Source organism: Streptomyces sp. NPDC018833 (assembly GCF_044390825.1).
Lineage (GTDB): Bacteria > Actinomycetota > Actinomycetes > Streptomycetales > Streptomycetaceae > Streptomyces.
Window position 1 is genome coordinate 194,951 of sequence record NZ_JBIRZM010000004.1, and the last position, 11,833, is coordinate 206,783.

An 11,833-nucleotide genomic window follows, 5' to 3' on the forward strand; every position below is an offset into this window, starting at 1 on the left:
CCCACCGGCCCCATCAGACGGCACAGCCGACCACTTGCTGTCACGCCCGGAGGATTCATGACCCCGCCACCCGCCTCTCACGATCCGTACGGCACGTCATTCGACGCGTACGAGGACGAGGGCGACCAGCCGCTGGTGCGTCCTTACGCGATGACCGGCGGCCGGACCCGGCCGCGCTACCAGCTCGCGATAGAGGCACTGGTCAGCACCACCGCGGACCCGGCGATGCTCGCCGGACTGCTCCCCGAGCACCAGCGGATCTGCCACCTGTGCCGGGAGGTCAAGTCGGTAGCCGAGATCTCGGCGCTGCTGGCGATGCCGCTTGGCGTGGCCCGCATCCTCGTCGCCGACCTGGCGGAGGCCGGCATGGTGGCGATTCACCAGCCGGGCAACGGAGAGGCCGGCGGTACGCCGGATGTGACACTGCTCGAAAGGGTGCTCAGTGGACTTCGGAAGCTCTAGCGGCGGTTCGGCCCGGTCGACGACCTCCGCGAAGATCGTGGTGGCGGGCGGCTTCGGCGTGGGCAAGACCACGTTCGTCGGCGCCGTCTCGGAGATCAACCCGCTGCGTACCGAGGCCGTCATGACGTCAGCGTCGGCGGGCATCGACGACCTCACGCACACCGGCGACAAGACGACCACGACGGTCGCCATGGACTTCGGCCGCATCACCCTCGACCAGGACCTGATCCTGTACCTCTTCGGTACCCCCGGACAGGACCGCTTCTGGTTCATGTGGGACGACCTCGTCCGCGGCGCCATCGGCGCCGTCGTGCTCGTCGACACCCGGCGGCTCGCCGACTGCTTCCCGGCCGTCGACTACTTCGAGAACAGCGGACTGCCCTTCGTCATCGCCCTCAACGGCTTCGACGGACACCAGCCCTACAACCCCGAAGAAGTACGCGAAGCACTCCAGATCGGACCCGACACCCCGATCATCACCACCGACGCCCGCCACCGCGCGGACGCCAAGAGCGCCCTCATCACCCTCGTCGAACACGCCCTCATGGCGCGGCTCAAGTAGACGACGCCATACGGCAGTTGTCGTAGTTGTCAGGTGGCGGGCCGTGTCCTTTGACACGGCCCGCCTCGCTGTTCATAACATTTCGACAGAGAATTGCAGCAGGGCCGCCACCCCATGCACACGCTCGGTGTCACTGTGCTCACATGAGACTCGCCTTTTGATGCGGCTCGTTCTTTATGCCCGTTTTATCAGAGGGTTCGAGCACCCGGAATCCCAGATTCCAAGTGTTTGGAATGGGCGGCTCGGCGTGCTGGAATTCGTCGAACTGCCGAGTAGTACGGCTATGAACGAACCACGGCACAGCGTAGGTGCCGACGCCGAGAGGTTGTTGGTCGAGTGAGGCGAAGCAAGACGAGCTCCGCAGAGCAGCAGGCGCGGGGCAACTTCACCCCGCCGCCGCGCACAGCGGTGACGCCTGCGGATGCGTCGGGTGCTTCGGGCACGTCCCCGACCGCCGGCAGCTCCAGCCGGCTGTCCCCGCGCAACTGGCGGGTGCCCACCCGTCTGAACGCGATCCTCCTCATTCCCGTCCTCGTCGGACTGGTCATGGGCGGCTTCCAGGTCAAGCAGTCGATCGACACCTGGAGCGAGGCGAAGGACGCCGAGAAGACGGCGCTGATCGTGCGCGCCGCGTCGGAGTACGGCCAGGCCCTGCTCAACGAGCGCGACCTCACCGCCTCCACGCTGCTGCTCGCCACCAGCGAGGCGGACCGCAAGAGCCCCGCGGTCACCGAGGCGTACGAGACCACCGACGCCGCCGCGGCCAAGTTCCGCGACGCCGTCGAGGACATGCCCGACGGGCAGGGTCTGGAACGCCGTCTGGAGCTCTTCGACAAGGAGGAGCCCAACCTCGACAAGCTGCGCCAGGCCGCCTACTCCAAGGCCCTGGACCCGGTGCAGACCGAGGAGGGCTACGTCAAGGTCCAGCACGTGCTCATGGAGTTCTCCAACGAGCTCGGCCTCGGCACCGGCAACGTCACCAGCTACGGCCGTACCGTCTACGCGGTCCAGCTCGCCAAGGCGGCCGCGTCGCTGGAGCGCTCGATCGGTATGCACCTGCTGCTCCGGCCCAGCCAGGACAAGACCGTCTTCGCCAAGCAGACGGTGGCGTTCAACTCGTACAACTACCTCGAGCAGATCGCGATCGGCGAGTACGTCTCCGGCGGCACCGAGGCCGACACCGCGAAGCTCAAGCAGATCATGGCCGGCAAGGCCGCCGACGGGGCCAAGCGGCTTCAGGCCGCGGGCCTGAACCCGCCGCAGGGCCCCGACGGCTCCTTCTTCACGGGAATGGCCGGCGCGATCGGCTCGGGCCTGTCCCCGAAGCAGCTCAAGGCCAAGGACGTCACGCCCGAGACGTGGATGGGCGCGGCCACCGCCAAGTTCGACGGCTACACCGAGATCGAGAAGGACCTCGTCGACCGCGCGGTGACCGAGGCCGCCGAGATCTCCGACGACGCCCGCAACGACGCGATCACCAACGGCGCCATCGTCGTGATCGCCCTGCTGGCCGCCTTCATCCTGGCCGGTCTCATGGCCCGCCAGATGAGCCGCTCGATGCGCCAGCTGCGCACCGCCGCCTTCGGCATCGCCGAGCAGCGCCTGCCGATGCTGGTCGACCAGCTCTCGCGCACCGAGCCGGGCCGCGTCGACACCCGCGTCCAGCCCATCCCGATCGACACCCAGGACGAGATCGGCGAGGTCGCCCGCGCCTTCGACCAGGTCCACCGCGAGGCCGTGCGGCTCGCCGCCGAGCAGGCCATGCTCCGTGGCAACGTCAACGCGATCTTCACCAACCTCTCGCGCCGCAACCAGTCTCTGATCGAGGGCCAGCTGACCCTGATCACCGACCTGGAGAACAACGAGGCCGACCCGGACCAGCTGGAGAACCTCTTCAAGCTGGACCACCTGGCGACCCGTATGCGCCGCAATGGCGAGAACCTCCTCGTCCTCGCCGGCGAGGAGCCCGGCCGCCGCTGGAACCAGCCCGTGCCGCTGGTCGACGTGCTGCGCGCCGCCTCCTCCGAGGTGGAGTCCTACGAGCGCATCGAACTCACCGGCGTGCCGGAGACGGAGATCCACGGCCAGGCCGTGACCGACCTCGTGCACCTGCTGGCCGAGCTGCTGGAGAACGCCACCACGTTCTCCTCCCCGCAGACCAAGGTCCGCGTCACCGCGACCAGGCTGCCCGACGGCCGCGTGATGATCGAGATCCACGACAAGGGCATCGGCCTGACCGCCGAGGACTTCGCCGACATCAACCACAAGCTGGCCAACCCTCCGACGGTGGACGCCGCCGTCTCGCAGCGCATGGGCCTGTTCGTGGTCGGCCGCCTCGCCGACCGGCACGGCATCCGCGTCCAGCTGCGTCCCTCGGGCGAGCAGGCCGGCACCACCTCGCTGGTCATGCTGCCCGACGCCATCACCCACGGTGGCGGCGGCGAAGCGCTGCCCGAGGACGACTTCACCGTCTCGCAGATCATCCCGGAGCAGCGGGGCTACGAGCAGCCGTCCTTCGAGACCGCCCCGATGCGCACCGCGGCGGAACTCGGCTTCGACGACTCCCGCTACGAGCAGCCCGGCGACAAGGCGCAGCTGGACCCGGTGGGCCGCTCACTCTTGCGCGAAGAGCGCCGTGCGGCGCTGGAGGCGCAGGCGCAGGGTGGTGACCGCCCGATGTACCGGGACGAGGTCGCCTATCCCGAGCAGGACCAGCAGAACCAGGAGTACGGCTCCGAGTACGGCCAGCAGTTCGGCGCCCAGGGTTACGCCCAGGAGCAGCAGGGCTACGACCAGCAGTCGTACGGGGAGCAGTCCTACGACGGCCAGGGTTACGACGCGCAGGGCTACGACGGCCAGGGCTATGCGGACCGGTCGGGGACGGCCGGTGGCTACCCCGAGCACCAGCAGCCGCAGGAGCACCTGCAGGATGCATATGCGGAAGCCGATTACCAGGCTCCTGACGCTTCCCAGCAGCAGTACGACGGCTCGTACGAGACCCAGTCCCACCAGGCAGAGTGGTCGGATCAGGACAACTACCAGGCCGCCTACGAGCCGGATTTCCGCAGCGAATCGGAATCTGCCCCCAGCGCTCCCGCGAACGGCTCTGAGCGCGTAGGCTTCGACCGTCCGGGACCCACTCCGAGCAGCGGTCATGCGACGACCGCGTCCGGTCTCCCCCGACGCGGCAGCAGCCAGCCGTCGCAGTCTCAGCAGCAGGCCGAACGGCAGTGGCCGCAGTCGGCCGAGCAGGCCTCGCCGGCTCCCCGGAGCAGGCAGGCCGCGGAGAACGGCAGCGGCGACGGGTCCTCCTCCGACGAGTGGCGTTCGACGAACGACGAGCGCTGGCAGCGGGCGGAGAAGCTTCGCGAGCCGAAGGCGGGCGGAGTCACTTCGTCCGGTCTCCCGCGGCGAGTACCCAAGGCGAACCTGATCGAGGGCACCGCGGAGCAGACGCCGCAGGGCGGACCACAGGTCTCCCGCGCCCCTGAGGACGTGCGTGGCAGGTTGAGCAACCTGCGGCGCGGTGTCCAGCAGGGACGCAGCGCGGGAACGGACACGAACGGACCGGCCACCTACGATCAAAACGGTGGCCCGGGTAGTACCTACAACCAGGAGCGTTAGTGTGAGCCCGATGAGCCAGGCGGCGCAGAATCTCAACTGGTTGATCACCAACTTCGTGGACAACACCCCTGGGGTGTCCCACACGGTGGTGGTCTCCGCCGACGGACTCCTGCTGGCGATGTCCGAGGGCTTCCCGCGTGACCGCGCCGATCAGCTGGCGGCGGTCGCCTCCGGGCTGACCTCGCTGACCGCGGGAGCTTCCCGGATCTTCGAAGGCGGTGCCGTCAACCAGACGGTCGTGGAGATGGAGCGCGGATTCCTCTTCATCATGTCCATCTCCGACGGATCCTCCCTGGCAGTTCTCGCCCACCCGGAGGCCGACATCGGCCTGGTGGGCTACGAGATGGCCCTCCTGGTCGACCGCGCGGGCAGCGTCCTCACCCCCGACCTGCGTGCAGAGCTCCAGGGAAGTCTGCTCAACTGACAAACGGACAGTGCATTTCCCGCCACCGCACCATAAGGTGCGGTGGCGCGGCTCCACAGGGACAGGGACCGGCGACCGGCAGTCGGAGGAGGAAACGTGGCAACACCCCCAGGCGGACACCCATTTGACGGTGCTCAACAGCCCCAGGGTGGTGAGCACACTCACAACCGCTTCAATTTTCCTTCGACGCCCAGCAGACACGGCGGCAACCAGCCGTACCAGCAGCCGCAGTCGCCCTACGACCCGTCGTACGACCCCTCGTCGTACGGGCAGCAACAGCCCCGTAGCCAGCCGGTGGCTCCGCGACGGGCCCCCGAGCCCCGGACGGCGTCAGCATCCGGTACGGGCACGGGCAAGCACAACCCCCTGGTGCGTCCTTATGCGATGACCGGCGGCCGGACCCGGCCGCGCTACCAGCTCGCCATCGAGGCGCTGGTCAGCACCACGGCCGATCCGGCCCGGCTGCAAGGGCAGTTGCCCGAGCACCAGCGGATCTGCCGGCTTTGTTTCGAGATCAAGTCGGTCGCCGAGATCTCGGCGCTTCTCACCATCCCCCTCGGCGTTGCCCGGATCCTCGTCGCCGACCTGGCGGAGGCCGGACTTGTCGCCATCCACCAGCCCGGCGGCGACGCGGCCGCCGGCGGCCAGCCGGCCGTGACACTGCTCGAAAGGGTGCTCAGTGGACTTCGCAAGCTCTAGCGGCGGTGCAGCCCGCTCAACCACCAGCGCGAAGATCGTGGTGGCGGGCGGCTTCGGCGTGGGCAAGACCACGTTCGTCGGCGCCGTCTCGGAGATCAACCCGCTGCGTACCGAGGCCGTCATGACGTCAGCGTCGGCGGGCATCGACGACCTCACGCACACCGGCGACAAGACGACCACGACGGTCGCCATGGACTTCGGCCGCATCACCCTCGACCAGGACCTGATCCTGTACCTCTTCGGTACCCCCGGACAGGACCGCTTCTGGTTCATGTGGGACGACCTCGTCCGCGGCGCCATCGGCGCCGTCGTGCTCGTCGACACCCGGCGGCTCGCCGACTGCTTCCCGGCCGTCGACTACTTCGAGAACAGCGGACTGCCCTTCGTCATCGCCCTCAACGGCTTCGACGGACACCAGCCCTACAACCCCGAAGAAGTACGCGAAGCACTCCAGATCGGACCCGACACCCCGATCATCACCACCGACGCCCGCCACCGCGCGGACGCCAAGAGCGCCCTCATCACCCTCGTCGAACACGCCCTCATGGCCCGCCTGCGCTAGACGGTCCCCGGCGGTCCCTGTACGCGCCCTGAGGAACGGCCCCCTCGTCTCCGTGCCGGAGCCGAGGGGGCCGTTCCCGTGTGTGCGGGCGTCCGGCACCGGGGCTGTGTGCGTGCGGGGGCGTGCCGGGGCCGCCAGCGGCCTAGCCGGGGGCTCCGCGCCTCAATCGCCGGCGGGGCTGCATGTGCCACAGCCGCCCCGTCCGGGCGCCCCCGGGCGACTCCAGGGGGAGGTTGAGGCCACCGCACGGCCCGCCTCCCGGATCGCCGGCTGTGGGTGGAGAACCCAGCCCGTCCGACGACAGGTGCCCCGGAACGCAAGGCCGCAGGGGAATGGCCGGGCACGGCCTCCGCCGACCGGACCCACGCCCCGATCGCCGCTGCAGCTCGCAAATCCAACCCATCCGACGACACCCGCCCCGGCGCACAAACCGCGGGGAACGGCCACCACACGGCCCCACGCCCTGATCACTCCTGCGAGCCCGGGAACCCAGCCCGTCCGACGACACGTGCCCCGGAACGCAAGGCCGCAGGGGAGTGACCCGGGCACAGCCCGCCGTCCCGACCACAATCCAGCCCGCCGGGCGTCCCACGGGCGCAGCCCAGGGAGATTGCGGGCACTCCCCTACGCCTGGCGGCGTGGGCCCCACCTCGGGCGGTACCGGTCCGGGCGGAGTCCGGTCTGTGGAAGTACCTCAACCCCCGTGGGAGATTTCGCTGCGCCCCGGACACGGCGGAAGGCCCCACACACAGGTGTGCGGGGCCTTCCGGGTCAGGGCGTCAGCCCTGCCAGCTGTGGGACGGCTGGAAGCCGCGCTGGCGCTCCAGGCGGCGCCAGCCCGCCGTCGTGCGGCGGCGGTGGGTCGGCGCCGCCGCCGGCTGGGACGCGGCGCGGGCCATCAGCACCGCGGTGATCGCCGCCAGCTCCTCGGGCTCGGCGTGGCCCTTCTCGACGCGGACGACGGACGAGGGGTCGGTAGGAGTGCTCATGGGTCGGGCTCCAGTCCTGTCGCAGGGTTACTGCGGGGGGTTGCCGTGCTTGCGGGACGGCAGGTCGGCGTGCTTCGTGCGGAGCATGGCGAGGGAGCGGATGAGCACCTCGCGGGTCTCGGCCGGGTCGATCACGTCGTCGACCAGGCCGCGCTCCGCGGCGTAGTAGGGGTGCATGAGCTCGGCCTTGTACTCCTTGACCATGCGCGCGCGCATGGCCTCGGAGTCCTCGGCCTCGGCGATCTGCTTGCGGAAGATGACGTTGGCCGCGCCCTCGGCGCCCATCACGGCGATCTCGTTGGTGGGCCAGGCGTAGGTCAGGTCGGCGCCGATGGACTGCGAGTCCATGACGATGTACGCGCCGCCGTACGCCTTGCGCAGGATGAGCGAGATGCGCGGGACGGTGGCGTTGCAGTACGCGTACAGGAGCTTGGCGCCGTGGCGGATGATGCCGCCGTGCTCCTGGTCGACGCCCGGCAGGAAGCCGGGCACGTCCAGCAGCGTGACGATCGGGATGTTGAAAGCGTCGCACATCTGCACGAAGCGCGCGGCCTTCTCGGACGCCTCGATGTCGAGGACGCCGGCCAGCGACTGCGGCTGGTTGGCGACGATGCCGACGACCTGGCCGTCCAGCCGGGCCAGGGCGCAGATGATGTTGCGCGCCCAGCGCTCGTGGATCTCCAGGTAGTCGCCGTCGTCGACGAGCTCCTCGATGACCTTGTGCATGTCGTAGGGCCGGTTGCCGTCCGCCGGGACCAGGTCCAGCAGCACGTCCGAGCGGCGGTCGGCCGGGTCCTCGGAGGCGACGGCCGGCGGGTTCTCGCGGTTGTTCTGCGGGAGCATCGACAGCAGGTAGCGGACCTCGGCGATGCAGGTCTCCTCGTCGTCGTACGCGAAGTGCGCGACGCCCGAGGTCTCCGCGTGGACGTCCGCGCCGCCCAGGCCGTTCTGGGTGATCTCCTCGCCGGTGACGGCCTTGACGACGTCGGGGCCGGTGATGAACATCTGCGAGGTCTCGCGGACCATGAACACGAAGTCGGTCAGCGCGGGCGAGTAGGCCGCGCCACCGGCGCAGGGGCCGAGCATCACCGAGATCTGCGGGATGACTCCCGAGGCGCGCGTGTTGCGCTGGAAGATGCCGCCGTACCCGGCGAGGGCGGACACGCCCTCCTGGATGCGCGCTCCGGCACCGTCGTTCAGCGACACCAGCGGCGCACCCGCCGAGATGGCCATGTCCATGATCTTGTGGATCTTGGTGGCATGGGCCTCGCCCAGCGCGCCGCCGAAGATCCGGAAGTCGTGCGCGTAGACGAAGACCGTCCGGCCCTCGACCGTGCCCCAGCCGGTGACGACGCCGTCGGTGTACGGCTTCTTCGCCTCCAGGCCGAAACCGCTCGCCCGGTGCCGGCGCAGCTGCTCGACCTCCTTGAACGAGCCCTCGTCCAGCAGCAGCTCGATGCGCTCACGGGCAGTCAGCTTGCCCTTGGCGTGCTGCGTCTCGGTCGCCCGGTCACTCGGGCCGCGCAGGGCCTCCTCGCGCAGGGCGTGCAGCTCGGCCACACGGCCGCGCGCGTCGGCCGGCTCGCCGGCGTCGGTCGGCTCGCTGGTGGTCTGGTCCAAAACGGTCATGCCTCGACCCTACGGAGAGAGCCAAGAAAACCATGCCGTCGACTCTGTACAGTCTCGCGACCGTTCTCCTGTCGGCCTTTGACAGAACCAATCCGTGCAGAGCACCAACCACCAGCTCGGTCGGGTCTCCCATTGTGCGGGTCCGACAACACCGACCGAGGTGAGCCGGCTCACAGGAAGGTGTCGCGCATGCGCTGGTCGGGTTAATTTCCGGGGCGGGCACCGGCGGCGGACCCACCGTACCGGGCGCGGGAAGACGGCTGTCCCCATCCCGCCGCGCACTGCGGACGGACGGGGACGTGGGGCCGGAGGAAGTGCGGGTCAGCCGCCGCAGTGGAAGCGGGCGGGGCCCCAGTCCGCGTGGTCGTTGCCGTTTCCGTCACCGCCGTCGGCGACGACCAGTTCGACATGGTCGGCGCTGGTCACGTCCGCGGTGAGGGACCAGGCCGGATCGGCTGCCGTCAGCACGGGCGAGGCCGCCTTCCCGGCGCCGTCCGCGAGCACGCTGAACCGGACGGTGCCGCGCGTGGTCTGGACGTCGTCCCCCCCACCGCGGCGGTGAAGGAGGCGCACCGGCCGCCCAGGTAGTAGCGGATCCTGGCGGGGGCGTGGGTGCCGAAGCCCTTCTCGTAGATCACTCCTCCGATCCGCAGCGGGCCTCCGTCCGCCCCGCCGGTCTCCCCGTTGGACCGGTCGCGCTCGACGGGCCCCCAGCCGTTCTGGGCGGATGCCCAGTCCAGGTCACTCGCCCAGGTGTCTGCGGTGGGCGGCGGCGGAAGGGTGCGCACGGACGTCGTGGCGGTCAGCTTCCGGGGACTGCCGCCGACCGTGTACGCGGCCGTCGCGCCGATCGGGTACGTCCGGTACGCGGCGTCCGCCGGCGGCGTCACCTGCCACGTACCGGTGACCTTGCCGCCCGGCGCGACCGATGTGAAGGTCACCGGCCCCACTGGCTCGGCCGTCCAGCCCTCGGGCAGCACGAACGCCAGCGCCACGTCGCCCGCGGCGGTGGCCTCGTCGTTGCCGAACACGGCCTTGACCTCGTTCTTCCTGCCCGGTGCCAGGGTCTTGCGAGCAATCACCGCGAGGGTGCCGCAGGCGGCCTGTTCGGTGGCGGGGCCCAGGTCGGTGACGGTGAAGCCGTCCAGCACAAAGTCCGCGCCGTCCGGGGCGTCCGCGCGCTTGCGCAGGCCCGTCCAGGTGCCGCCGCAGCCCGCGGTGACCGTTTCGGAGAAGTGCCCCGTGGCGCTCCGGGCACCGATCGGCGTACGGCGCCACTCCACGGAGCCACCGGTGGCCCGGTCGTACCCGGTCACCCACTCGTAGGCCCCGGCGTGACTGGACTGGAAGTCGTACGCCACGCGGTAGGTGCGGCCGTGCTTCATCGGCACGGTCCACGGCGCAGTCCGGTAGACGAGTCCGCTGTTCTCGTCGTGCGACTTGAGGGACTCCTTGCCGCCGAGGACGTCGTCGATCGGTCTCTTGTTCCACCCGGCCTGCGTGTACGGGGCGTGCAGTCGGCTGATGTGGGTGCGCGGATCGCTGGCGCCGCCCGCGTCGCCCTTGAGGAACGGACCCCAGCCCTTGTCGACGGCCTCGAAGTCCTCGTGCACGAGCGCGCCCTGCTTGCCTGCGGGCGCGTTCGTGACCACCCGGACGTCATCGACGCGGACACGGGCCGTGCTGCCCGCGGCGGTCTCGACGCGCAGTCGGCGACGGTGACCGCGAGTGGGCCGGAGGTGATGACCGGTCCGGTGCCGGCCGGGGTCACGGCGGGGGGGTCCGTCGGCTCGGGCCGCGGTCGGCTGGAGGGTCCCGGTCAGGACGAGCACGGCGCAGGAGGCGGCGGCCGTGGCACAGGCCGCGCGGAATCTTTGAGGCATGGGGACCTGAGAAGCTCCGGCCCTCGGGGGCGTCAACGCACCGGGGCGCCGAGGGACGCCGCAGTCCAACAACCCCCGTCGGTGAGTCCAAGTCGGCTGGTGACGCGCGGGGCGTCCCTATCCACGCGGCCGTGCTTCCCGCAGGGGCAGAACGACTTCCCCGAAGATGTTGAATATTGAACGGAATAGGTCTACAGTCGATTTCATTGAAGCTTAAACAACACGCCGGAGCCCCTCGCGGCGTTCGTCCCCAAGGAGCAGTCATGGGCCTCTTCACCCGCAGGAACAACGAGTCCGCCACCGCCACCGCGGTCGCCACCGTCGACCCCGCGCTCGCCGCCCTCAGCGGTGACTACACGATCGACCCCGCCCACAGCAGCATCGGCTTCACCGTGCGGCACGCGATGGTGACCAACGTCCGCGGCGGCTTCGGCTCCTACGAGGGCGCGCTGAGCCTCGACGGCATTGACCCCTCGCGCTCCTCGGCGTCCATCGACGTCGACATCGCCAGCGTCGACACCGGTATCGCCGACCGCGACGGCCACCTGCGCAGCGGCGACTTCTTCGACGCCGAGAAGTTCCCGAAGATGACCTTCCGGTCCACCGCCGCCGAGCAGCTGGGCGGCGACAGGTACCGGATCACCGGCGACCTGACCATCAAGGACGTGACGCGACCGCTCTCCATCGACCTGGAGTTCCAGGGCTCGGCCACCGACGTCTACGGCAACGAGCGCGCCGGCTTCGAGGGCTCCACCGAGATCCTGCGCTCCGACTGGGGCCTGACATGGAACGCGGCGCTGGAAGCCGGCGGCGTGATGGTCAGCGACAAGGTCAAGCTGACGTTCGACATCTCCGCGATCAAGAACGCACCGCAGGCGGCCTGACCCCCCAGCACCCTGGCACGACCCACGAGCGCGCCCGCCCTGCCGACCGCTCGGCACGGCGGGCGCTCGGTCGTTGGTGATGAGGTGACAGGCCGCCCGCGTACAGCAGTCGGCG

The 11,833-nt window shown here is 69.9% G+C and carries 9 protein-coding genes and 1 pseudogene; 7 read left to right on the forward strand and 3 right to left on the reverse strand.

Annotation, left to right across the window (positions count from 1 at the left end):
- Positions 1-57 precede the first annotated feature (57 nt).
- The 6 genes from ACH5AF_RS10685 to ACH5AF_RS10710 all read left to right on the forward strand — a co-directional run bounded on the left by ACH5AF_RS10685 (position 58) and on the right by ACH5AF_RS10710 (position 6,333).
- Complete coding sequence (locus tag ACH5AF_RS10685; protein ID WP_398901190.1) at positions 58-462, forward strand: DUF742 domain-containing protein; 405 nt, start codon at positions 58-60, stop codon at positions 460-462.
- Complete coding sequence (locus ACH5AF_RS10690) at positions 443-1,024, forward strand: ATP/GTP-binding protein (protein ID WP_050791472.1); 582 nt, start codon at positions 443-445, stop codon at positions 1,022-1,024. Before ACH5AF_RS10685 ends, ACH5AF_RS10690 begins: the two co-directional genes overlap by 20 nt.
- Positions 1,025-1,360: 336 nt before the next feature.
- A complete protein-coding gene (locus tag ACH5AF_RS10695) occupies positions 1,361-4,648 on the forward strand; it encodes a nitrate- and nitrite sensing domain-containing protein (RefSeq protein WP_398901191.1) in 3,288 nt (1,095 codons plus the stop codon).
- 10 nt (positions 4,649-4,658) lie between these two features.
- On the forward strand, positions 4,659-5,072 hold the full coding sequence (locus tag ACH5AF_RS10700; RefSeq protein WP_005311461.1) for a roadblock/LC7 domain-containing protein: 414 nt from the start codon (positions 4,659-4,661) through the stop codon (positions 5,070-5,072).
- Positions 5,073-5,168: 96 nt separating this feature from the next.
- Complete coding sequence (locus ACH5AF_RS10705) at positions 5,169-5,771, forward strand: DUF742 domain-containing protein (RefSeq protein ID WP_398901192.1); 603 nt, start codon at positions 5,169-5,171, stop codon at positions 5,769-5,771.
- On the forward strand, positions 5,752-6,333 hold the full coding sequence (locus ACH5AF_RS10710) for an ATP/GTP-binding protein (RefSeq protein WP_050791473.1): 582 nt from the start codon (positions 5,752-5,754) through the stop codon (positions 6,331-6,333). Before ACH5AF_RS10705 ends, ACH5AF_RS10710 begins: the two co-directional genes overlap by 20 nt.
- Positions 6,334-7,112: 779 nt before the next feature.
- Here ACH5AF_RS10710 and ACH5AF_RS10715 read toward each other — a convergent pair.
- The 3 genes and pseudogenes from ACH5AF_RS10715 to ACH5AF_RS10725 all read right to left on the reverse strand — a co-directional run.
- Complete coding sequence (locus tag ACH5AF_RS10715; protein WP_398901193.1) at positions 7,113-7,322, reverse strand: acyl-CoA carboxylase subunit epsilon; 210 nt, start codon at positions 7,320-7,322, stop codon at positions 7,113-7,115.
- Between the two features lie 27 nt (positions 7,323-7,349).
- Positions 7,350-8,951, reverse strand: coding sequence for an acyl-CoA carboxylase subunit beta (locus ACH5AF_RS10720; RefSeq protein ID WP_398901194.1), 1,602 nt, complete (start codon positions 8,949-8,951; stop codon positions 7,350-7,352).
- 321 nt (positions 8,952-9,272) lie between these two features.
- Positions 9,273-10,669 (reverse strand): annotated as a pseudogene (locus ACH5AF_RS10725) (NPCBM/NEW2 domain-containing protein); the annotation flags it as partial.
- A 428-nt stretch (positions 10,670-11,097) separates the two neighbouring features.
- Here ACH5AF_RS10725 and ACH5AF_RS10730 point away from each other — a divergent pair.
- Positions 11,098-11,718, forward strand: a complete 621-nt coding sequence (locus ACH5AF_RS10730) for a YceI family protein (protein WP_398901195.1) — start codon at positions 11,098-11,100, stop codon at positions 11,716-11,718.
- The last annotated feature ends 115 nt before the right edge of the window (positions 11,719-11,833 follow it).